At 58.0% G+C, this 24484-nt stretch carries 20 protein-coding genes; 19 read left to right on the top strand and 1 reads right to left on the bottom strand.

The window, feature by feature from the left end; translation table 11 throughout:
* The first annotated feature begins 7 nt into the window (after nt 1-7).
* The 19 genes from VGK27_06255 (at nt 8) to VGK27_06165 (ending at nt 23233) form a co-directional block, all read left to right on the top strand.
* Nucleotides 8-1204, top strand: coding sequence for an aspartate aminotransferase family protein (locus VGK27_06255; GenBank protein ID HEY3489706.1), 1197 nt, complete (start codon nt 8-10; stop codon nt 1202-1204).
* A complete protein-coding gene (gene argF, locus VGK27_06250; GenBank protein ID HEY3489705.1) occupies nt 1201-2115 on the top strand; it encodes an ornithine carbamoyltransferase in 915 nt (304 codons plus the stop codon). Before VGK27_06255 ends, argF begins: the two co-directional genes overlap by 4 nt.
* 20 nt (nt 2116-2135) lie before the next feature.
* A complete protein-coding gene (locus VGK27_06245) occupies nt 2136-3344 on the top strand; it encodes an argininosuccinate synthase (GenBank protein HEY3489704.1) in 1209 nt (402 codons plus the stop codon).
* 1 nt (nt 3345) lies between these two features.
* A complete protein-coding gene (gene argH, locus VGK27_06240; GenBank protein HEY3489703.1) occupies nt 3346-4719 on the top strand; it encodes an argininosuccinate lyase in 1374 nt (457 codons plus the stop codon).
* Between the two features lie 159 nt (nt 4720-4878).
* Nucleotides 4879-6171 (top strand): diaminopimelate decarboxylase, encoded by a 1293-nt coding sequence (gene lysA, locus VGK27_06235; GenBank protein HEY3489702.1) that lies wholly within the window; start codon nt 4879-4881, stop codon nt 6169-6171.
* A 55-nt stretch (nt 6172-6226) separates the two neighbouring features.
* Nucleotides 6227-7054, top strand: a complete 828-nt coding sequence (gene dapF / locus VGK27_06230; protein ID HEY3489701.1) for a diaminopimelate epimerase — start codon at nt 6227-6229, stop codon at nt 7052-7054.
* A 16-nt stretch (nt 7055-7070) separates the two neighbouring features.
* Entirely contained in the window at nt 7071-7946 is an 876-nt protein-coding gene (gene dapA, locus VGK27_06225; protein HEY3489700.1) for a 4-hydroxy-tetrahydrodipicolinate synthase, read from the top strand.
* Nucleotides 7947-7950: 4 nt separating this feature from the next.
* Nucleotides 7951-8754, top strand: a complete 804-nt coding sequence (dapB, locus tag VGK27_06220; GenBank protein HEY3489699.1) for a 4-hydroxy-tetrahydrodipicolinate reductase — start codon at nt 7951-7953, stop codon at nt 8752-8754.
* 4 nt (nt 8755-8758) lie between these two features.
* Complete coding sequence (locus tag VGK27_06215; GenBank protein HEY3489698.1) at nt 8759-9523, top strand: fumarylacetoacetate hydrolase family protein; 765 nt, start codon at nt 8759-8761, stop codon at nt 9521-9523.
* Nucleotides 9524-9528: 5 nt separating this feature from the next.
* A complete protein-coding gene (gene folK, locus VGK27_06210; protein ID HEY3489697.1) occupies nt 9529-10020 on the top strand; it encodes a 2-amino-4-hydroxy-6-hydroxymethyldihydropteridine diphosphokinase in 492 nt (163 codons plus the stop codon).
* On the top strand, nt 10017-10592 hold the full coding sequence (locus VGK27_06205; protein HEY3489696.1) for a tetratricopeptide repeat protein: 576 nt from the start codon (nt 10017-10019) through the stop codon (nt 10590-10592). Before folK ends, VGK27_06205 begins: the two co-directional genes overlap by 4 nt.
* A 210-nt stretch (nt 10593-10802) precedes the next feature.
* Nucleotides 10803-11582, top strand: coding sequence for an IclR family transcriptional regulator (locus VGK27_06200; protein HEY3489695.1), 780 nt, complete (start codon nt 10803-10805; stop codon nt 11580-11582).
* Nucleotides 11583-11819: 237 nt separating this feature from the next.
* Complete coding sequence (locus VGK27_06195; protein ID HEY3489694.1) at nt 11820-13319, top strand: hypothetical protein; 1500 nt, start codon at nt 11820-11822, stop codon at nt 13317-13319.
* Nucleotides 13277-19726, top strand: coding sequence for a PASTA domain-containing protein (locus tag VGK27_06190; GenBank protein HEY3489693.1), 6450 nt, complete (start codon nt 13277-13279; stop codon nt 19724-19726). The genes VGK27_06195 and VGK27_06190 overlap by 43 nt, the downstream gene beginning before the upstream one ends.
* A 7-nt stretch (nt 19727-19733) precedes the next feature.
* Nucleotides 19734-20186: a DUF2007 domain-containing protein gene (locus VGK27_06185; GenBank protein ID HEY3489692.1), complete on the top strand. Its 453-nt coding sequence runs from the start codon at nt 19734-19736 to the stop codon at nt 20184-20186.
* A 77-nt stretch (nt 20187-20263) separates the two neighbouring features.
* Nucleotides 20264-20650, top strand: a complete 387-nt coding sequence (locus VGK27_06180) for a hypothetical protein (GenBank protein ID HEY3489691.1) — start codon at nt 20264-20266, stop codon at nt 20648-20650.
* 52 nt (nt 20651-20702) lie between these two features.
* Nucleotides 20703-21356 (top strand): type II CAAX endopeptidase family protein, encoded by a 654-nt coding sequence (locus tag VGK27_06175; protein HEY3489690.1) that lies wholly within the window; start codon nt 20703-20705, stop codon nt 21354-21356.
* Between the two features lie 1303 nt (nt 21357-22659).
* Entirely contained in the window at nt 22660-22854 is a 195-nt protein-coding gene (locus VGK27_06170) for a hypothetical protein (protein ID HEY3489689.1), read from the top strand.
* 238 nt (nt 22855-23092) lie between these two features.
* On the top strand, nt 23093-23233 hold the full coding sequence (locus VGK27_06165; protein ID HEY3489688.1) for a hypothetical protein: 141 nt from the start codon (nt 23093-23095) through the stop codon (nt 23231-23233).
* Between the two features lie 119 nt (nt 23234-23352).
* Here VGK27_06165 and VGK27_06160 read toward each other — a convergent pair whose 3' ends face one another.
* The gene (locus tag VGK27_06160) at nt 23353-24483 is read right to left on the bottom strand and encodes an ADP-ribosylglycohydrolase family protein (protein HEY3489687.1); all 1131 of its coding nucleotides are present in this window, start codon (nt 24481-24483) and stop codon (nt 23353-23355) included.
* Between the last annotated feature and the right edge of the window lies 1 nt (nt 24484).

Raw genomic sequence — 24484 nt, 5'->3', positions numbered from 1 at the left:
ACCAAAGATGAGCAACGCGTCGATCGTCGAACTGACCGCCAGATACCAGATGTCCAACTATTCCCGCTTTCCCATTGCGATCATGCGGGGAGACGGCGTCCGTCTTTTCGACGCCGACGGCCGGGAATACCTCGATTTCCTCGGAGGCATCGCGGTCACGGTGCTGGGCCATGCCAACCCGGAGGTGGCGCGGGCGATCTCCACGCAAGCCGCCTCCCTGGTGCACGTGTCCAATCTGTTTCACGTCCCGGCCCAATCCGAGGCCGCCGCGCTGCTATCCAGGGCGACGACCGGCGGGAAGGTCTTCTTCTGCAACAGCGGAAGCGAGGCGAACGAGGCCGCGATCAAACTGTCGCGCAAATGGTCCGTCGACCGCGGCCGGACCGACGCCTTCGAGATCGTCGCCATCGACGGCTCTTTCCACGGGCGCACCTACGGCAGCCTTTCCGCCACCGGCCAGCCCAAGTTCCACGAGGGGTTCACCCCGATGCTGCCCGGCTTCCGCGTCGTCCCGTTTGGCGACCTGGCCGCGCTCGAGGCCGCGCTCACAGACAAGACGTGTGCCCTCATGGTCGAGCCGATGCAAGGCGAGATCGGCGTCCGGATGCATCCGGCGGGTTGGTACGAAGCCGCCGCGCGCCTTTGCCGCGAGCGGGGCATCCTGCTCATCGCCGACGAGATCCAGACGGGGATCGGGCGCACGGGTGATTTTCTCGCATCGAAGCACTTCGGAGTGACGCCCGACATCGTCACGCTGGCCAAGGGAATCGCCAACGGCCTTCCGCTCGGCGCCGTCGTCGCCCGCGACGAGGTCGCCGCGTCCTTCGGCCCCGGCAGCCACGGAAGCACGTTCGGCGGGAACCCGGTCTGCTGCTCGGCCGCAAAAGTCGTCCTCGAGACGGTTTGCGCCCCCGAATTCCTCGACGAGGTCCGGCGAAAGGGCGTGCGGCTATCCGACGGCCTCCGGTCGCTTGCCTCCCGCCGGACCGACATCGTCGAAGTCCGCGGGATGGGGCTCATGATCGCCGCCGTCATGACCGGCGAGGCGAAGCCGATCTCGAATCGCTGCCTCGAGAACGGCTTCATCGTCAACGCCACGGGCAACGTGCTCCGTTTCCTGCCGGCGCTGACCGTGACCGACGCCGAGATCGACCGGGCGCTGGTTCTGCTCGAGCAGTCGCTGCCCGGGGAGGGACGCCGTTGAAAAAGGATTTTCTCCGGATACTCGACCTGACCGACCGGGAGCTGCTGGGTCTGCTCGACCTTGCCGACGCATGGAAAAAGCGGGGCAGCGGTCGACGCGTCCCGACACCGCTCAAGGGAAAGACGCTGGTCATGGTCTTCCAGAAATCGTCCACCCGGACCCGGGTTTCCTTCGAAGTCGGGATGGCGCGGCTGGGAGGGCACGCGGTCTTCCTGTCCCCGAACGACAGCCAGATCGGGCGAGGGGAGCCGGTGAAGGACACCGCCCGGGTGCTGGCGCGCTACGCCGACGCCATCATGGTCCGGACCTTCGCGCACGTCGTCATCGAGGAGATCGCGGCCCATTCGCGCGTTCCGGTGATCAACGGCCTGACCGACGACCACCACCCTTGCCAGATACTCGCCGACCTCCAGACGGCCCGCGAGCGCGGCAAGGACATCCGGAAAATGACGGTCGCCTTCATCGGCGACGGGAACAACGTCGCCAACTCCTGGGTCGAGGCGGCGCACCTGCTCGGATTCAGGCTTCGGGTCGCCTGCCCCAAGGGATTCGAGCCCAACGCCGAGGTGATCGCCGAAGCCGAGACGATCGGGCGCGGCGACGTGCGTATCGTGCGCGATCCGGCCGAGGCGGCCATCGGGGCCGACCTGCTCTACACCGACGTGTGGACCAGCATGGGGCAGGAATCGGAGCAGAAGCGTCGCATCAAGGCCTTCAAGGGCTATTGCATCGATGCCGGCCTGCTTTTCGCTGCGAAGAAGAACGCGATCGTCATGCATTGCCTTCCCGCCCATCGCGGGGAGGAAATCACCGATGAGGTGATCGAGGGGCCGCAGTCCGCCGTGTTCGACGAGGCCGAAAACCGCCTCCACGCGCAGATGGCCATTCTCGACACGCTCATCGCACATTGAATTCACGGGAGGAACGCGCAATGAAGAAACTCGACAAGGTCGTGCTCGCCTATTCCGGAGGGCTCGACACCTCCGTCATCCTGCGTTGGCTGATCGAGACCTATGGCTGCGAAGTCATCGCATTCGTGGCGGATCTCGGGCAGGGCGACGAGCTTGCCCCCGTCAAGGTCAAGGCAAAGAAGACCGGGGCCTCCAAGGTTTACGTCGAGAACGTCCAGGATGAATTCGTCCGCGACTTCATCTTCCCGTCGCTGCAGGCCAACGCGGTCTACGAAGGCGCCTACCTTCTGGGGACATCCATTGCGCGGCCGCTGATCGCCAAGAAGCAGATCGAGATCGCCCGCAAGGAAAACTGCAAGGCGGTTTCCCACGGGGCCACCGGCAAGGGGAACGACCAGGTCCGCTTCGAGCTGACCTATTTCTCCCTGATGCCCGACGTCACCATCGTCGCGCCCTGGCGCGAGTGGGACATGCGTTCCCGCACCGACCTCGTCAACTACGCCAAGAAGTGGGGCATTCCCACGCCCGTCACGGTCGAGAAGCCGTATTCGAGCGACCGCAACCTGATGCACATCAGCTACGAAGGCGGCATCCTCGAGGACGTCTGGGCAGAGCCCCCCGAAAGCATGTTCACGCTGACCGTTTCGCCCCAGAAGGCGCCCGACAAGCCGACCTACGTCGAGGTCTCCTTCGTCGACGGCATCCCCACCGCCGTCAACGGCAAGAAGATGGGGCCAGCGAAGCTGCTTTCCGCGCTCAACGCGCTGGGCGGCGCCAACGGCATCGGCCGCCTCGACCTGGTAGAAAACCGCTACGTAGGCATGAAGTCTCGCGGCGTGTACGAGACCCCCGGCGGCACGATCCTCCATGCGGCGCATCGCGGCATTGAGTCGATTACGCTCGACCGCGAGGTCATGCATTTCCGGGATTCGCTCATCCCCAAGTTCGCCGAGCTCGTCTACAACGGCTACTGGTACACGCCCGAGATGGATCTGCTCAAGACCATGATCGTCAAGAGCCAGGAAAACGTCACCGGCACGGTCCGCCTCAAGCTCTACAAGGGCAACTGCTCGGTCGCAGGGCGCAAGAGCCCGCTGTCGCTCTATCGCGCCGACTTCGCCACTTTCGAGAAGGAGTCGGTCTACAACCAGGCCGACGCCACCGGCTTCATCAAGATCAACGCGCTGCGTCTCCGCATCCGTTCGATGCTGGCGGCCAAGAAGGGCTGACATGGCTAAGAAAAAAGCGTGGGGCGGTCGGTTCGAAGGGGGAACCGACCGCTTCGTCGAATCGTTCACGGCATCCATCCAGTACGATCTCCAGCTCTATCGGCAGGATATCGCCGGCAGCATCGCCCATGTCCGGATGCTGGCGAAGCAGAAGATCATCCCGGCCGAAGAGGCCGTCGCGATCGAAAAAGGGCTGCTGGCCGTGCTCGAGGAGATCGCCAGGGGCAAGGTGACGTTCGACCTGGCCGACGAGGACATCCACATGGCGGTCGAGAGCCGGATGACCCAGAAGGTAGGGCCGGCCGGAGGCAAGCTGCACACGGGCCGCAGCCGGAACGACCAGGTGGCGCTCGACCTGCGGCTCTTCCTGCGCGACGCGATCGACGAAACGCTGACGCTGCTCGGGACGCTGCGCGGGAAGCTGGCCGAGGCGGCGGAAAAGTATTTCGGTATCGTGATGCCCGGGTACACCCACGTCCAGCGGGCGCAGCCGATCCTGTTTTCACATCACCTCCTGGCATATTACGAGATGTTCACGCGCGATTCGGACCGGTTCCGTGACGCGCGCCGCCGCACCAACGTGTCTCCGCTCGGCGCAGGCGCGCTGGCGGGCACCACGTTTCCCCTCGACCGCGACTTCACGGCCCGATCCCTCGGGATGGACGGGGTCTGCGAAAACAGCATCGACGCGGTGTCCGACCGCGACTTCGCGCTCGATTTCCTTCACGCCGCGGCCGTGACCATGATGCACCTGTCGCGCTTCGCCGAGGAGATGGTCTACTGGTCCTCGACCGAGTTCGGCTTCCTGTCGCTCCCCGATGCGCTCTGCACCGGGAGCAGCATCATGCCCCAGAAGAAGAATCCAGATGTGGCCGAACTGATCCGGGGAAAGGCCGGCCGCGCCTACGGGAACCTGTTCAACCTGATGACCACCATGAAGGGACTCCCGCTCGCCTACAACCGCGACATGCAGGAAGACAAGGAACCGGTCTTCGATTCCGCAAAAACGGTCAAGGATTGCCTGATCGGCGCGACGATGCTGGTCGAGGGAATGACGCCGAACGAGGAGCGCATGCGTTCGGCCTGCGACGACGGCTTCCTGACCGCGACCGACCTGGCCGATTACCTTGCGAAAAAGGGAATCCCTTTCCGGAAGGCGCACGAGATCACGGGGAAGGTCGTCCGCTACTGCGAAGCCGAGGGCAAGCGGCTCAAGGACCTGACGCTCGCCGAGCTGAAGAAGTTCTCCCCGAAGGTCGCGGAAGACGTCAGGGACGCGATCTCGCTGACCCATTCCATCAAGCAGCGAAACACCCGTGGGGGGACGGGCCCCGATGCCGTCCGGAAGCGTCTCGAGACGTTGAAACGCAAGTGACAAGGGAATCATCCAACTCCACCCGGCGGGGGCTTGCGGCGCTTTGCCTGGCGGTCGCCCTGCTGATGTCCTGCGCAGGATGCGGCCGGAAGGCGCCCCCCGAGCCCCGGTCCGGCGCGAACGGAATTGTCAATACCACAACCTGAACGAGGTGATCCGATGCACCATTTCAGCCAGCGTAAAGGCGAGCTCTATTGCGAGGGCGTTCCCCTGACGCGCATCGCCAAGGCCGTCGGCACGCCGGTCTACGTTTACAGCCACGAGACGCTTGCCCACCATTATCGCGTCTTCGACGATGCGTTCGCTGCCGTGCCCCACATCATCTGCTACTCGATGAAGGCCAACTCCAACGGTTCGGTCATCAAGACCTTCACCAACCTCGGAAGCGGTGTCGACATCGTCTCCGGGGGCGAGCTGATGCGGGCGCTGGCGGCAGGCGCCCCTCCCTCGAAGATCGTCTATTCCGGCGTCGGCAAGCAGCCATGGGAGATCGAAGAGGCGCTTCGGCGCAACATTCTCATGTTCAACATCGAGTCGCGGGAAGAGCTCGAGCTGATCGACGCCATCGCCGCCAAGATGAAAAAACGGGCGCCCATCTCCATCCGCATCAATCCCGACGTCGATCCCAAGACCCACCCGTATATCTCGACGGGACTCAAGAAAAACAAGTTCGGGATCCGGATCGAGCAGGCGCTCAAGGATTACGAATGGGCAGCGAAGCGCAAGCACATCGAGGTCGTGGGCGTCGATTGCCACATCGGGTCCCAGCTGACCGAGGTCTCGCCCTTCGTCGATGCCGCCGCGCGCGTCCGTGTGCTCGTCGAGAAGCTGCTCAAGAAGGGGATGGACATCCGCTACGTCGACGTCGGCGGCGGGCTGGGGATCACCTACAACGACGAGCTCCCCCCCGAGCCGAAGATCTACGCCGACGCGATCGTCCGGGCGTTTTCAGGACTCGACGTCACGCTGGTGCTCGAGCCCGGGCGCGTCATGGTAGGCAATGCCGGCGTCCTCGTCACCCAGGTGCGCTACACCAAGGAGATTCCGTCGCCCAAGGGGAAGGGGAGCAAGAAGTTCTTCATCGTCGATGCGGGAATGAACGACCTGGCCCGGCCTTCGCTCTACGGCTCCTACCACGCCATCGTGCCGGTCGGGAAAGCGCCGCGCGGGAAGGTCGAGGCCGACGTCGTCGGTCCCATCTGCGAGTCGGGCGATTTCCTCGCGAAGGACCGGACGATGCCCGCGTTCAAGTCGGGCGATTACATCGCCGCGATGAGCGCCGGCGCCTACGGATACTCGATGTCGTCGAACTACAATTCCAGGCCGCGCGCATCCGAGGTCATGGTCTCCGGAGCCCGCTACGAGATCGTACGCGAGCGGGAGACGCTGAAGGACCTGGTCCGCGGCGAAAAAACGGCGTCGTTCCTTCGCAAATCCGGGGGCCGGAAGTAAACACGGTCCCGATTATTTGTTACGATGTAGAGATAATTTAAGGCTGAGGTTCCGGATGAAAAAGGCGATCCCGTTCTCCAAGCTCAACGGCAGCGGCAACGATTTCCTGCTGATCGACAATCGCCAGGACGCGCTCGGAGAGGTCGACCGGCCCGCCTTCGTGAGCAAGGTCTGCGACCGCGCGCGCTCGATCGGCGCCGATGGTGTGATCCTCATCGAGCCGTCGAAGAAGGTCGATTTCAAGTGGGATTTCTATAATGCCGACGGCTCCCGGGCCGAGATGTGCGGCAACGGGGGGCGTTGCGCCGCGCGATTCGTCGCCGAGCGGAAGATCGCCGGGAAGTCGCTCGCCTTCGAGACGGCGGCCGGGGTCATACGGGCCGAGGTCGACAAGCGGCGCGTCAAGCTCCAGATGACCAAGCCGCACGGGCTCATCGAAAACGCCACGCTGACGTTGGGCGGCAAGAAGATTCCCTACTCGTTCCTCAACACCGGCGTTCCGCACGCGGTGCTGTTCGTCCGCGACCTCGACGGCGTCGACATCCAGGCGATGGGCAGCGGCATCCGCTTCCACAAGGCGTTCGCACCAAAGGGGACCAACGTCAACTTCGCCAAGCCGGACGGGGACGTGATCAGGTTGCGCACTTACGAGCGCGGCGTCGAAGGCGAGACGCTCGCCTGTGGCACGGGCGCCGTCGCCACCGGCATCCTGGCGTCGCTGCAAGGGATGGTCAAGCCGCCCGTGTCGGTCGTCACGACGGGCGGTGAGACGCTTACGATCCATTTCGATCCGTCCAAGAAAGACTTCGGCCGCGTCTATCTCGAGGGTGACACCTCGTGGGTGTGCGACGGCAAGATCTATCCCGAAGCGTACCGCTATTAACAGGGGGGAAACACCGATGTTCGAGGGGACTATCGTCGCGCTCGTCACGCCGTTCAAGAACGGAAAGCTCGACAAGAAAGCGCTCAAGAAACTGGTCGAATTCCAGATCGGGAACGGCACGAAAGCGATCGTCCCGTGCGGGACGACCGGCGAGGCGTCCACGCTTTCCTACGAAGAGCACGAGGCGGTCATCGACATTGTCATCGAGACGGCCAAGGGGCGCATTCCCGTCATCGCCGGCACCGGTTCCAACAACACGAGCGAGGCGATCGAGCTCACGAAATATGCGAAGAAGGCAGGCGCCGACGCCGCGCTGGTCGTCACGCCCTACTACAACAAGCCCACCCAGGACGGGCTGTTTCGCCATTACAAGGCCTTGACCGATGCGGTCGACCTTCCGTTGATCCTTTACAACGTACCCGGCCGGACCGGCGTCAACCTGCTTCCCGGCACGGTCGCCCGGCTTGCGGCTATCAAGAATATCGTTGCCGTCAAGGAAGCTTCCGGCAACCTGGGGCAGGTTTGCGAGATCATCCGCTCCGTCCCCCGGGATTTTACCGTGCTTTCCGGGGATGACGGGCTCTTCTTCCCGATGATGGCGCTCGGCGCCAAGGGGGTCATCTCCGTCGCTTCGAACGTTGCCCCTCGCCTGATGAGCGACCTGTACGATGCATGGGTCGCCGGCGACGTCGAGAAGGCACGCGCGATCCATTACAAACTGTGGCCCCTTTTCGACGTCCTGTTCGTCGAAACCAATCCGATCCCGGTGAAGACCGCCGTGGCCCTCATGGGGATGGTGGCCGAAGAGTTCCGGCTGCCGCTTTCCCCGATGGGCGCCGACAACCGGAAGAAACTTGCCAAGGTCCTCGCCGGACTCAAGCTGGTCAAGTAGCGTCATGGCAAAAGTCGTTGTCTGCGGGGCGATGGGGCGGATGGGCCGTGCCATCCTGACCATCCTCAAGGAACAGCCATACGGACTCGTGCTGTCGGGCGCCGTCGAGACGCCGGGCAATCCCCTGATCGGGATCGATGCGTTCGAGGCGGCCGGAATCGGAAGGGCAGGAGTGCCCGTGACATCCGATTTCGCTTCGGCTATTTCCTTTGCCGATGTCGCGATCGATTTCACCGCTGCTGCGTCGTCCGTCGTCCATGCCCGGATCGCGGGGGCTGCCGGGAAGTCGATCGTCATCGGCAGCACCGGCTTCTCCGACGAGCAAAAGGCCGCCGTTGGCGAGGTCGCCCGGCAGATTCCGGTCGTCCTTTCGCCCAACATGAGCGTTGGCGTCAACCTGATGTTCAAGGTGGCGGCCGATGTGGCTCGCGTCCTCGGCGACGATTACGACGTCGAGATCGTCGAGGTGCACCACCGCTTCAAGAAAGACGCGCCTTCGGGCACCGCAGTCCGGCTTGCGGAGGCGGTGGCATCCGCGCTGGGACGCGACATGAAGGAAGTCGGCGTCTACGGCCGGGAAGGCATCGTCGGCGAGCGCCCGCGGAAAGAGATCGGCGTCTTCGCGGTGCGGGCCGGCGACGTCGTCGGCGAGCACACGCTGACGTTCGGCGGCATCGGCGAGCGCCTCGAGATCACCCATCGGGCCCACAGCCGCGACACCTTTGCCCGTGGAGCTGTCCGGGCCGCCGGGTGGCTGGTTACGAAACCGGCCGGGCTATACGATATGCAAGCCGTCCTGGGGGTTTGAAAACTTGAAAATCTGTCGTTACGAATATGCAGGGAACATCCGATATGGGGTGGCCGACCCGGTCCACGGCGTCGTCCGGGAGATCGAGGGGAATCCCTTCGACGGCGTCATCCTGACCGGACGGGAATTCACGCGCACCGGGGTGACCATCTTGCCTCCCGTCTCGCCGAGCAAGATCGTCGCCATCGGGCTCAACTACAAGGACCACGCTTTCGAAATGGGGAAGAAGATTCCCGAAGAGCCGATGATGTTCATCAAGCCCTCGTCCGCGGTCCTCGCGCCGGACGGCGAGATCGTCTATCCCGAGGCATCGCGTCGGGTCGATCACGAGGCTGAGCTGGGCGTGGTCATCGGCCGCGAGACGTGCCGGGTAAAGGCCGCCGATGCGCGCTCTCATATTCTCGGATATACCTGCATCAACGATGTGACCGCACGCGATCTTCAGGCAAAGGATGTCCAGTACACCCGTGCGAAGGGGTTCGACACTTTCGCGCCGATCGGGCCGTGGGTCGAGACCGACCTCGACACCTCCTCGCTCTTCATCCGGTGCCGGGTAAACGGAGTCGTGAAACAGGACGGCAACACGCGCGAGATGGGAGCCAACCCGTTCACCCTCGTCGAGTTCATCTCGCACGTCATGACACTTTATCCGGGCGACGTCATCGCAACCGGCACGCCGCCCGGCGTCGGGCCGCTTCACCCCGGCGATACCGTCGAAGTCGAAATCGAGGGGATCGGAGTGCTGCGAAACCGCGTGGTGGCGCAGTAAACCGCTTGGTATCTCCCTCTGCCGGCATCGTCCTGCTGCTCGGCAGCAACCTGGGCGACCGGGAACGCCACCTCCGGAACGGCATCGAGTCGCTGTCCGCCCGGATTTCCGTGGAGTCCGTCTCCCGGATCTATGCAAGCGCGCCTCACGGGGTTACGGATCAGCCTTGGTTCCTTAACGTCGCCGTTCGTGGCGAGACGGGATTCGGTCCGGTCGAGCTCCTGCATTGCGTCAAGGCCATCGAGAAGTCCGAGGGACGCGATGATGCGGGCGTCCGCTGGGGACCCAGGCCGCTGGATATCGACATCATCCTGGTGGGCTCGCTGGTCATGCGAAGCGCCGAGCTGACGATCCCGCACGCATCGATGTCCCAACGGCGTTTTTGCCTGTTGCCGGTGTCCGAGATCGCACCGGATATGATCGTTCCACCCGATGGTTTGACCGTTTCCGAGCTGCTCGAACGATGCAAAGACAATCTCGAGGTGTTTCCGATATGAAAACGAACCGTGCCCGAAAGATCGTACCCGTTGCCGTGCTGCTGCTTTCCGTCTGTGCGACCTCTGCCTGTCGCAAAACCGAGCCTCCCATCTCGGCTCCGCAGGGCGGCGATGCCGTTCGCCTGAGCGACATGACCGAGATCAACAGCTACAAGGAGATCCTCAAGAAGGATCCGAACAACCTCCAGGCCCTCATCAATATCGGGAATCTCTACTTCGATTCCGGACAGGACCGCCTGGCCGTCGAGGCCTACAAACATGCGCTTTCCATCGATTCGGCCAACGCCAACGTCCGGGTCGACATGGCCGTGTCGCTGCGTCGCATGAACGACCCGGATGGCGCCATCGAAGAGCTCAAGAAGGCGATCTCCGTCAATCCTCGCCATGCCCAGGCACGCTATAACCTGGGGGTCATCCTGATCAACGACAAGAAGGACGTCGCGGGCGGCATCAAGGCGTGGGAGGGGCTGCTCGAAAACGTCCCCGACTTCCCCGACCGCGAACGCCTCAAAGCCGACATCGATCGGCTCAAGTCGTCCGGGGGGGCCTCAGGGCAGGGACAGCAGAAATAAACCTTGTTTATTATTTGATATAATCGTATCATTCTGTCGCGATACATCGTCGGGCCCAATACGCCGCCCGTGCGACCGTTATCGCTATCTTTAACAATAATCCTCTTGCTAATCATGGCGTTGCACGGTGTTGGGCGAAGAGGTCACAACTGATTTTGCTGGAACGTTGTTCTGTTATCATCAGGCCCCGAAGTCGGGACGGAGGAAAAGATGGTTCGGCGAGACAAGTCCAATTACATCATCCAGTCGGTGGCGCATGCCCTCGACGTGCTTGAAGAATTTCACGGCGAGGTCGACGAGCTCGGCGTCACCGAGCTCAGCAAGAAGCTGAAGCTTCACAAAAACAACGTGTTCCGGGTCCTTGCCACGTTACAGTCCCGCAACTACATCGAGCAGAACAAGTCCAACGACAACTATCGTCTCGGGATCAAGTGCCTCGAGCTCGGCCAGATATTCATCCGTCAGCGCGGATTGCTGCAGCAGGCAAACCCCGTTCTCCACGAGCTTGCCGAACAGACCGGCGAGACCAGCTATCTCTCCATCCTTCGAGGCAACGAGGTCGTCTACCTCGATGCCGTCGAGGCGTCCTCCACGGTCCGCGTCGTTTCCCGCGTCGGCCTCCACATGCCGCTGCATGCAACGGCGGCGGGCAAGGCTCTGGTGGCCCACGAGTCCGAAGAAGAGCTGCGCAGGCGCTTCGAAGGACCCTTGGCCAAGTTTACGAAGTACACCTTGACGACCGCAGACAAGTTCGTCGCCGACATGGCCGTCGTTCGTGAGCGGGGCTGGGCCGCCGACCTCGAGGAATTCGAGGAGGGGTTACGGTGCGTCGCCGCTCCCATCCGCGACTACACAAGGAAGGTGGTCGGGTCGCTCAGCGTCTCGGGCCCCGAGAACCGCCTGAGTGACGAAAAGATCGAGAATTTGATCGGGCCCGCAGTGGTCGCGGCTGCCCAAGGACTTTCGAACCGGCTCGGCTACCACGACTAGGACTGGCTGTCCTCGACCGGGTTTGATCTATTGTCCTGACGGGTCGCACTCAATAATCCCGCCCACCGGCACCGATTAGCTGAAAACAGGATCCATTCCTTGGTGGTCGAGTGCGATCGACAAGGAATGGTGACATTAATCTGCATCCCGTGTATAGTCCTCCGTTATTGGCGGCTATGATGCAACCATCGAGTCTCTTCCTTTCGCCGCTTACAGGTACCTTTCGAAAGGACGCCGATGCATCTCGCCTCCAGGGTCCTCAACCGTTTTTCCTGCACCCTCCTCCTGCTCTCGCTCCTTCTTCCTATTCCAGACGCATCCTATGCCGGGAGCACGATCACCGAGAAGCTTTACGGTCCCGAGCGTTTCAACTACTTGTCCAGTACCTACACTCGGACCTTTTCCTGCCCGTCCACGCAAGGCAGCTTCACGCTGACGGTCATTGATGGGGACGGCAACGGCAACAATACCGTCTCTTCGGCGGTCATCAAGATCAACACCACGCAGATCGTGGGAACCAACGATTTCAACACCCACACGACTCAAATCAACAAGACGGTTGGCAACCTTGTCCAGGGCAGCAACACGTTTACGGTCAAGATCAACACGAGTTCTCCGTCGAGCTGCCTCACCGTCAGCATCTCCGGCGTCTATACGCTTGACGTCCACATCTCGTCGCCTCTGGCCGGTGCCCAGATCCACACGCCCTCCACGAATGTTTCCGGGAACTACGTTTCTTATTCCGGCAACAACACGGTCAAAGTCAACAATACGGCCGCGACCGCATCCAGCGGAACCTTTACGGCAGCAAACGTCCCGCTGGTTTCCGGAAGCAACACGCTCCTGGCAACGATCACCACATCCGACAACCTGGTGGACCTGGACAACGTCACGATCAACGACAATCAGCCCCCGATCGCTCGGGCCGGTTCGCCCCAATCCGCCCGGACGGGCGATACGGTCGTGCTGGATGGGAGGGCAAGTTCCGACCCGGAAAATGTGCAGATGACATGGCGTTGGTCGCTTTCCACGCAGCCGGCCGAAAGCCTTTCCATTTTGCACGACAACACCACGGTTAGTCCGTGGTTCATCCCGGACATTCTCGGCAGCTACCTTGCCCAGTTGGTCGTCAACGACGGCGTCCAGGACAGCACGCCCGACAACGTGACGGTGACGGCATCTCATCCCAATTCTCCGCCAACAGCGATCGCCGGTAACGGCATAAGCGTGAATACCGGGGCGCGCGTTACGCTGGACGGGTCCACCAGTTACGATGCCGACGGCGATTCGATCACCTTCTCTTGGGTCTTTATTGCGATACCCCAGGGCAGCCTTGTGGTGCTGGACAACGCCACGACATCGCATCCGTCGTTTCTTCCCGACATCGACGGCGCCTACATAGCTTCCCTGACAGTCAACGACGGATTGGTCGATTCGACGCCGGATAAAGTCCAAGTCACGGCAATCACGCCGAACGCGCCGCCGACTGCGAATGCCGGTTCGGACCAGACAGTTCCGAGAAACACCCTCATCCATTTCTACGGACCGGTTCTTTCGACCCCGAGTATCATGCGCTTTGGTTTAGGTGGAGTTTCGTATCTCGACCAGCATCCAGCACGACCAATCTCGACAATGCGACATCTCCCACGCCTAGCCTTCTGGCCGACAAGCTCGGGGATTACGTCCTGCGTCTCGTGGTCAACGACGGCGTCCAGGACAGCCCGCCCGATACGGTGATCGCAACAGCGGTCAATACCATGCCGGTCGCTGTCGCGACTGCGGCCTCGATCGATGTGCCAAGATCCACGATTGTCTCCCTGGATGGCTCGGGCAGCTATGACATCAACGGGGATCCGCTGACCTATCAGTGGAGCGTCGTATCGGCACCCGCAGGAAGCGCCGCAACCGTGAGCAATGCCACTTCAACCCACGCGATGATCACGCTGGATGTCGCGGGAAGCTACACGGTCTCCTTGGTGGTCAATGACAACGCGCTCAATAGCGCTCCGTCGACGATCAACCTGATGGCCTACATCCCGGCGACGACGGTTCCGAGCGTGACCGGGATGTCTCAATCGGTAGCCCAGTCCGGGATTGCCGGTGCAGGCCTCGTTACCGGGACCATCACGCAGGCAAGCAGCGCTTCCGTACCCCCAGGGAACGTCATCGGCCAATTCCCGGTCGCAGGCACGGTCTTGCCGGAAGGGGCGGCGGTCGATCTGACCGTGTCGACAGGACCCGCGATGATCAGCGCACCCGTGATTCTCGGGATGACTCAGCCCGAGGCACAAAGCGCGCTCGTCGCCCTGCAGCTATCGTCGGGAACGGTAACGAACGCATATTCCGGGCGGGTGGCATCGGGCCGGATCATTACCCAGGATCCGACCCCGGGGACCCAACTGCTGCAAGGGGCTCAGATCTCGTATGTGCTGTCCCAAGGCCCGGAGTCAATAACGATCCCGCCGGATCCGGCGACGATAGCGCCACCACCGGAACCGACGATTGCCACCAACATCGCTTCCTCGACCCGATACATCTATTCGGGAGACAACCCGATTCAGACCGGGGTGAGCCCGGGAACGATCGAGACCCGGCGGGCTGCTGTGATTCGTGGAAAAGTTCTCACGCGCGACGGACTTCCACTTTCCGGAGTCACCATCACGGTCGATTCGCATCCAGAGCTTGGACAGACCGTCAGCCGTCTCGACGGGATCTTCGATATGATTGTCAACGGCGGGGGCCGGACTGTGCTGAGTTATTCCCGGACGGGTTATTTGCCGGCCAAGCGCCATGCGGACACGATGTGGCAGGAGTACGGGGTCGTTCCCGACGTCGCGATGATCCCGCTCGACAATGCAGTGACGACCGTCGACCTCATTGCGCCATCGCAACCGGTTCAAGTTGCTCGAGGTAACGTCGTGACCGATGATGCCGGGACCCGGCAAGCGACACTTATCGTCGTGGCCGGCACGACGGCGGAAATGGTTTTCCCGGATGGCAGTTCCCGGTCGCTGCCGTCCCTAAGCATTCGGGCAACCGAATACACGGTAGGTCCCAACGGCCCGAAAGCCATGCCCGCCCCGCTTCCGCCCACAACCGGGTACACCTACTGTGCCGAGTTGACCGCGGACGAGGCACTCGCAGCCGGGGCGGAGAGTGTGCGATTAGATCGTCCGCTCTTTCATTATGTGGAAAATTTCCTGGGATTTCCGGTCGGCACCCCGGTTCCCGTCGGGTTCTATAACAAGAAGGCGAAGCAGTGGGTTCCGGCGAAAAATGGCAGGGTCATCCGGATATTAAGCGTTAACGGAGGCATTGCCGTGATCGATTCGACCGGCAGCGGAACGCCGGACAACAATGCCCGGTTGGAATGGCTCGGTATCACGGACGACGAACGGCGGCAGTTGGCAACGCTATATTCCGCCGGCAGTTCCCTTTGGCGGGCTCCGATTCCCCATTTCTCGACCGTCGACATGAACTTCACCATAGGGCCTCCGACGGGGGCCGAACCATCGACGGGGGTTCCAACGACGCCCGACGGACCGGAACCACCCCCTTGCACATCCACAACCGACTCGGGGCGGTCTACCATCGAGTGCCAGCAACAGATCCTTGGGGAGAGCATTCCAATTATCGGCACGCCTTTTTCCCTGAACTACCGCAGCAATCGGGTCCCCGGCCGGAAGGATGCCAGCAAGCTGAGCATCCCGATCACAGGTGAATCCATCCATCCGGATTTGATCCGGGCTGTTGTGGATATTATCATCGCGGGGCGCCATATCCATCTGAACTATGACCCTCCGACTCCCAACCTGAAATATGAGTTCGATTGGGACGGCCTGCGATTCGACAACGTATTGATGAACACGCCCCAGAAGGCGCTGGTCCGGATCGGATACGTCTTTCCGGGGTATTACCAGATTCCCATGGAACAGGAACTTGCGTTTGCGAACTCCTCGACTGACAACGTCAATCTAGTTCTTGCCCCGGACAGGACCGTGATCCTGGAATCCAATTGGGAAACGACTGTCGGAACGTTCGATGCGCGAGCGGTAAATCTTGGGGGATGGACTCTAAGCCCCCACCATGTCTTCGACCCGTCCAACCGAGCTATGTATCTGGGCGATGGTGCCACGCTCGCCGCGATCGGAGGAATGGAAAACATCGTCACGACGATTGCCGGCGCGGGGACTAGCTACAATACGCCATGGCTGGAAGATGGGATGCCGGGTGCCAGCGGAAGAATCGGTGGGGCATCGGGGGTTGCCGCCGATAGTGACGGGAATGTCTATTTTTCGGAAGGGACGAAGGTCAGAAAAATCGACAAGGATGGCATCGCCTCCACCCTGATTCGCTACCAGCCACCGGGCGATTCCGAGGGAGACGGAGGCCCGGCAAGCCAGGGATCTGTTCGGTGGGTGAGAGACATCGCGATCGCAAGTGATGACAGCATCTATCTGGCCGACTATTCCGATTATCGAATTCGAAAAATCGATCCGAGCGGCATCATCTCGACGGTAGTGGGAACCGGAGCGCAGTTGTACGGTTCCTACCGGAACAACGTCAACGGGACTCAGTTCCCATTATTTGCACCGACCTATCTGGCGATCGGCCCCGATGACTCTCTCTATTTCATCGACGGGAATGTGGTCTTCAGGATGGGAGCCGACAACATCGTCCGGCGTTGGGCGGGCGGAGGAGGAACTTACGGGGAGAATATCCCGGCGATCAATGCTTATCTGTCGCCCCAAGGGTTGGCGGTCGGAATGTCCGGTGCGGTCTATTTTTACGATGTAATTAAGCGTACCGTACGATCCGTCGAGAATGGTTTGATCCGCACAATCGCCGGTGGCGCCCCGGGAAGTTATCCGGGAAACGGGGATGGTGGCCCAGCCCTGAATGCGTATATCGGAGCCGTGGAAGGTCTGGCGATGGGGAAGGGGAAAGGCGACACGATCTATCTCAGCGATGCTTGGTACGGCCGGGTTCGCGTCATCCGACCCGACGGGACCATCAACCTGTTTGTCGGAAATGGCTTGTTCGGATATGGAGGAGACGGGGGGCCCGCAACCGGCGCCACGTTCCAGGAGATATCGTCGATCGGATTCGGTCCGGATGGAAGCGGTTACATGGCCGATGGATCTGACCGGCGCATCCGGAAGGTGAGCGCCCGTTTCCCCGGATTGGGGGATGGTGAGGTTGCCATTGGTTCGGACGACGGAGATTTAGTCCACGTCTTCAGCGGGGCGGGTCGCCATTTGCAAACCCGGAATGCCCTGACAGGTGATCTCTTGATCGAATTTGATTACGATCAGGATGGATACCTTGCTTCGATTCGGGACTCCGACAACAACTCGGTTCAGATCGAGCGCCCATCGGGTGGAATCCCGCGGGTGATCAGCGGCACAGGCGGGCAGAGGACGGTCTTTGGTCCCTTGATGAATGGATACCTCCAATCCCTGGTTCGACCTGGCGGCGACAATGTCTCGATGACCTATGAGCCGAATGGGTTGCTTCGAAAGTATTGGGACTTCCGGGGCTTCCCGCACGAATTCATCTATGATGATCAAGGCCGCATAAAGCGGGATACTGATCCGGCCGGCGGGTTTCTGAATCTGGAACGAACCTTGACGACCACTGACAACAGTTCATTCCTGGACATCACCAAGTCGACCGCCCGGGGGCGTGTCACCCATCACACAGTGGAACAACTTTCGACGCGAAATTCGATCGTCGTGGGCAAATACCCCTCGGGTTCGGTCCGCCGTCAGGAAGTCTTTCCTTACGGAACACGAAATGCGTCGCTGCCGGATGGTACCTTTACCACGGTGAAAGAATTGCCCGATCCGCGGTTCGGTATGCAGTCCCCCTTTATCGGCAAGACGACGATCGGGACGCCTGAAGGGTTGAGCTACGTCTCGAGCACCAACAAATCCGTCTCGCTTGATCTCCTGGGAGACCCTTGGAGCGTGCGGAGCACTCTGCAAACGACCAAGATCAACAATCGCACGTATTCAAAATCATACGACAAAGCGACGCACCAGATTCTCACGGTTTCCCCTGCGCAGCGCCAGTCCGCAACCTGGCTGGACGCGAGAGGAAGAGTCTCCTCCTACAAGGGGGACCTGACATTTCCGGAACTTCTTTCGACCTGGCTCGCCTACGACAATCACGGGCGTCTTTGGAAAACCGGCTACGATAATGAATTTATCAACGCATGGGTTTACGCCTACGACAACCTGAACCGGCTTTGGACCGTAACCGATCCGTATCAGCGTGTGATCGAATACGGGTACGACGATGTCGATCGGGTGAAATCGGTGAAATTGCCATCGACGCGAATTTACGGATTCGAGTACGACGGCGAGGGCAACAGGAAGAAGATCGTCATGCCGAAATTAATGTCGCACATCAGCGACTATTCCCCGGTCAATATGGATAACAGTTATTCCCCGCCTGGCAATCCGTACTACACGCACGGATATTCGCTCGACAGGGAATGGGAGTCCACGCGCCTGCCGGGCGGCCGGACGATCACGGCGGAGTACGAACCGACGAAGGGCAGATTGTCTTCCGTTTCCTACCCTGAGGCGTCGATTTCCTTTGGGTATCTGGACAACGACGACCGGGTCGACTCGGTTTCCAGAAGCGATATGGGCGGCACCCAATCAAATGCTTTTGCATACGATGCCTTCCTCGTCAGGCGGGCCTCGGCCTCCGGTGCATCGGTTGGGGAATACCGCTACGCATATGACAACAACTTCTTCGTCACGAGAATCGCCCTGGACAACGTCTGGAATCTGCTTTCTATGGACCCCGACGGATTGCTGACCGGAACCGGGCCGTTCACGATTTCACGCGGGGGACCAGGTGGGGCACCCGACAATGTGTCCGACCTTGCAACCCGGGAATGCGGATTGGATCAAACGGAACAGCCAATCAATTGCCTTCCTGGATGGCTGATTGTTTCGTACGGATATGACAACGTCGGCCGAATGAACCGGAAAACCGTTTCGGATAACCATGCTACGATTTTCTACGAAGAAACCATGGAGCGGGACCTTCCTGGAAGAATCAGCAGGAAAACCGAGCGGAAACTCGGGGTTGCTCCAATTATTTTCAAGTATTCCTACGATCTCGATGGTCAATTGGACAACGTCATCCGGGATGGTTCGACGCTCTATGAAAAATACGTTTACGACCTGAATGGGAATCGGACCCATGCGAACAGTCCAATCGGGGTTCGCGGGCCGGTTGCCTACGATGACCAGGACCGCGAGACGGGGTCGGCCGTGTTCGATGTTGATGGTTTCCTGGGCCGGAGAGGTATGCGGAATTATCGATACAGTAGCCGCGGGGAACTGCTTGAAGTCATCGACAATACGACCGGCTTGACGTTGATCCGTTACGCGTATGACGGGATGAATCGGCGCGTCGCAAGTACGGTTGGCAATGAGACCACCCAGTACTTGTACGGGAATCCGAGTCAACCGTTCCAGGTAACAGCTTCCCGGGCGACGGACAATACGTTTTCAACCTACTATTACGATGTATTTGGGGCGTTGTTTGCCATTGAACGAGGAGGCGAAAGGTTCTATGTCGCATCCGACTGTTTGGGATCGCCGAGGATGGTTATAGATACTTCTGGAGCCATACGAAAGTCGATGGAGTACGACGCCTGGGGGATCAAGATAAATGAGATGGGTTCAGGATTTAATTTACCTATTGGATTTGCCGGCGGGCTGGTTGATAACGTCTCAACCATGGTCCGATTCGGATTTAGGGACTACGAACCAGAGTCAGGAAGATGGGCCGCAAAGGACCCGATATTCCACGAGGGAGGGTTGAACCTGTATAGTTACGTTTGGAATGATCCCGTGAACTATACAGATATTTCTGGTGAATGTCCGATTTGGGTAATTTGGGTTGCAAGAATTCTTATCCCAATAATTACTGCCCAAGAGATTGCCCCATTCTGGTTACACGATCCTCAAGTTCCGAGATTGCCCCCAGGTTCTCCTCCAGGAACTACACGACCAGGTTCCCCCGGTCCACTGTCACCTCCAAAATTTCCTCCAGGGGGGGATAGGCCTCCCATAAGCAGGCCTCCTCCAGGTGTTCCTCCCGGGATGCCGGGGAGGTGAATGCTAAATGAAAGATAAATCAATAGTTCTATCCGTTGCTATCGTAGTTGCTAGTTTTTATCTAACAATTAGATTGTATTTCGAAGCAAAATATCACTCATCTGTCGGGTGGGCTATTATTACTTCGTGCTTGATATTCTTTTTATTGTGGGAAATTTTATCAAAAGGAAACCATAAAAAAGAATTAGTATATAAATATACGGATGCCGTGATATTCCATGAACGTATAAAGCACGGTGCAAACAAAAATGAATATGTAACGGTTCTATCGCTAAAGGACAGTATTAAAGTCAAAGCGATAGTAGATGCACTTAAGCAGAATAATGTGGATAGTGTTGTTCTAGACCGAAATTCTGCGCAAATGTTACAATTTCTTCCAGGTGTTGAGATGAGAATAATGACCCCTGCAAAGGATTATGATGAAAGTGTAAGGATTATCAAGGGCTTACTCGGCCAATAAATGCGATGTACAGGTACGACCATGGCCAATGTTTTGTGGTTTGAGCCGCAAAGGACCCGATTTTTCACAGGGGAGGGTTGAATCTTTACCAGTACGTTGGGAATGATCCGGTTAACCTTATCGATCATTATGGCTTAGCAGTAATTCAGATACCGAATAGTTCTCCTGTTACTCCACAACAAAGAGTCGCAGCACAAATAAGCGTGGGCACAATCGGTGCGGGATCGGCTGTTGCCGCGGCGGCTGAAATAATTACGCCCTATGTTTATGCATATGCTCCAGAACTTGCTGTGGGTGCAAAATATGTTTATGACGTCGTTCAAGGGCTTATCACTGGGCCTCCGGATCCTACGAATAACGTTCAGGTTGGAGTTAATCTGTTTGGCGCAACAATGGATGCCCTGAGTGATCTTGAAGACACACTGATCCAGGCCTGTAAGGTAAACAGAAAAAGGAAAAAATAGAATAACTGATTATACACAGATGTTTCGAATGTCATTTTATTGAGGGCTAATTGTGAGTGGCGATAGACTTGGTTTACGCGAATTAATAATATCATTTTTCGTACTGGTGTTCTCGTTTGCTATATTTCACTTTCTGTATAGGCTTGGATTGGAAATCCTTAATTTATATGTGCCAAAAGTATTGAAAGAATATTATTTGCTGGCAGGCTCACTCGCGCTTTCGATAGTATATCTTTCCAGTAATAAAATAATTAAACCTGAAGAATATGGATTTACTAAGGAAAAGAAATTAAAAATGCTTCTGTACGGATTGGCGGGTGGGCTATTGTTATCCTTTTTGAATTTGCCTTTAGGCGCCATTATTCGTGGGGGGGAATGGGGAAAACCTACTGGGTTTATTGGTTTAGATAACAAACAAATATTTTACATTCCATACATATTGCTTATCTGTATTATTTTCCCAATTATTGAAGAAGTGTTTTATCGGGGATATGCGTTTAATATTATAAAGAATAGATACGGTTTTCTTGTTTCTATTGCTGTTGTTTCTTTATGTTACGGGCTTATTCATTTGAGTCCAGCCGCCATTATATATTCTGTTGCCTTGACTATTATTTATGAACACTCAGGATGTCTCGGGGCAAGTATAGTTTCTCATGCGGTTATGAATATTACGTTCTATATAACCAATTCGGTGTTTGGGTGATGGGCCGCAAAGGACCCCATCTTCCACCGGGGTGGGTTGAATCTTTACCAGTACGTCGCTAACGACCCAATAAACTACAAAGACCCTACGGGTGAATGTACCATACAGGTTATAATAGCGGCTGCTGTAATAGCGGCATTAATATACGAGGCATGGGAATCAGCTAGGCATGGAGAAGAACAGCAGCCTCATATTGAAGGAGAACCAATCGAACCATTTAATCCTAGAAACGCCCCCCCTGTTGGGAGGTTTCCACCCCCACCCAGGACGCTTCCAGGCCGTATGCCACCCGTAAGGTAGTGAGAATAGCTTATGACATTCCATGATATATACTTCGATAATATAAATAGCATCGTTGTGGCACGGGAATTATTGGTAGCGATACTGGTTGTGTATAATTATAAAAACAGACACAGGCCATACTATGCCTATTTCTGGAAAGGCTTTTTGTTGATTCTGGTTGGAACAACTTTTATATCGTTGCAGGTTTTATTTTCCCTTTTTAGAATTAACAAATTATGCGTTTATTTGTTGGGAATACCAATTGCTATAGTGGGTTTTTTAGTAATAATTTGGGCTGAGATGCTTAAAATCATCAATAAAAGAAACTTGAGGAAGAATTTGGATAATAAACGCTGATACTTGCCGCAAAGGACCCGATTTTTCACAAGGGCGGGCTGAATCTCTACGTTTACGTTGGGAACGACCCTATAAACTATATAGATCAAAATGGCCTATATTCATTTCGTGATTTTGGTCGTGACGTTGGAAAAGGACTTACGTCTGTTGGCAATTTCGTTAAAAGCGTGGGGGAAAACCTGATAGGCACTACATTTAAAAGTGGATTTGCGGGATCGTTTGCCGGTACTGTTGTTGGAACAGCCTACTCATTAGCAAGTCCAGACATTGCTAAAGGGGAATATGATGTATTTATTAAGAGTTATAATTTGAAACAACTTGCTAACGACAATGTCGATAACATGATAGATGCACAATGGGCGCATGATCATCCAGGAGAGGCCTACCGACTTTTAATAAAGAGGAGATTTCCGTGTAAATAGTAATTTGCGGTGCGGATTGTTGTTGGTGAATTGTTTTGTTGTTAAGAGGAGTTTTTCGCGAGGCGAGGTGCATAACTTTGAACAAAATATATGTAAGATTATGTTGTGTGGCTATTATTGCGGTTTCGGTAGGTGTCGGTTATAGGTGGGGGGGCAGGACCCTTTATATTCATAGTGACTCATCTCAAATTGAATTAGTAGGATTGTCATCAAGTCTACTCGCAGTACATACGAAGGCTTTAATGGAATTGCGCGCTGACAATACTGCCAAAGGTATTGAGTTAATTGAAAATTTAGGAGATTTGGAGCTGTCCGACATGGGGGTGCATAGGGATATATTTATGCTGGGCAATGATGCAGAAGTGTATTCAAATATTAGGTCAGCAAAGGAGTACAGGAATAAGTTTGTGGCGCACAAAGTTAATAAGTCATTGTAAAATTCTGTTGCTTTGGGTGTGGGGCTTGTAAGATAGGTTTATGTAATGCTCGACGGCATTATGAGTTGAGCGGGACCTTGCCTTCTAATAACCGCAATTTGTCTATCTCATCTGTTCCTGCCTGTACTGATTGACGAACGCTGACACGAGCTCGGCGATCTTCTCCTGCTGCCTGCGGGGGAGGGTCGCCGTTTCTTCGAAAATCTTCTGAAGCTTCCCTTTCGGCCCGCCACTTCCCTTGAGCGGCTACGACAGCCTGTATCTTGCCGTGGCCATGGTCGAGAAGGCGTGCATGGTAACGGACGACCGGAAGTCCTTCGATGCTCTGGCCGGGACACCGGCGGCAGGGCACCTCCTCTGGATCGAGAATGTGACCTAACGCCGCTTCGCTCCGACCTGAAACCCTCCGCCTCTCGTTCCCCGAATATCCTTGCGCTTGTTCAGTTCCACTGTGCTTTATATGTTCCGCTTAACTGCGGTTGTTTAAGTGGAGTGGCACTAATTTCGGGCCTGGCGTGCCAGGCGCAGCAGGCCTTCCGCGGCGGATTCGAGCCTCTGGCGGGCAGGAAGACGTGAAATCCAACCCTCGGGGATCGACGACGCCCCAAGCAGCGCTCCGGCGAGCGCGCCCGCCATCGCACCGGTCCTGATCGCATCCTGGCCGGCGTTGACCGCCGCCAAAACCCCCTCACGAAAATCGGTCGGATACGACAAGACGCAGCCGAGCGCGAACGGGATCCCTTCGGTCGGGAGTTCTCCGTTACCGACCGATTTCGCGATCTCGTCGATCGGCGCCCGTCTCAATAAAAGGGCCGGAAGTTCCGTACCGACCCGACGAACGAAGGTGGAAAGGGTACGGTTGCGACCACCGGACCTATCGGTCTCGATCCCGCCGATGAACGGCGCGGCCGTGCGTAAAAACGGGATGGCGTCCAGGGAACCGGGAACGGTGTGGAGAAGGCGGGCAATCGATCCGGCCAGCAGGATTGCGCCGGCGATGGCAGCTGGGTGGGGATGCGTGGTTGCGGCACCCAGGCCGCATTCGAGCTTCAACCGACGGAAATCGCCTCCGTGTCGCAAGGCCAGCGGGATGCAACGCGCGGCGGCCGCACTTTCCGGGAACGGCTCTCCCGATTCGAACCACGGATAGCGACGGTCCAACAGGTTTTCGGAATACGCGGCCTCCCACTCGCTCGCTTCCTGCAGGCGGATTTCTGTGGCCACGACCGTGGCGTACGCTTCCTGGGACGATTGCTTCTCCTCCACGAGATATTCGGCGATCGCGAGATTATAGGGGGGGGCATTCCCGGTGGGGATGGGGGGCATGAGCACGCGGCCGTAAAGCCCCTCGATGTCCTTGGCGGATAATCCTTGGGTAATGCGTCCCATTGCGGCGCCGATCGCCTGTCCGAGCAACACCCCTCGATAGCGATCTTCATAATCGATTTCCCGACAGAATTCCAGGTGGCAATCCTCACCCCTGGACATGAAGGGAACGGCCTTCCCGCATCGAACCAGGAACTGGTAGATCGATTCAGGCTCTTCCCCGAAAAGAGAGGGCTGGTCGATGCGACCCCTTGCCCGATCCCGAACCTTGCGCTCGGCGATCTCGGCCAGGCGAGTCGTCATC

The organism is Candidatus Deferrimicrobiaceae bacterium, from assembly GCA_036504035.1.
GTDB lineage: Bacteria > Desulfobacterota > Deferrimicrobia > Deferrimicrobiales > Deferrimicrobiaceae > JANXPS01.
The sequence above is the reverse complement of the archived record's forward strand: the minus strand, read 5'-3'. Positions and strand labels throughout refer to the sequence as shown.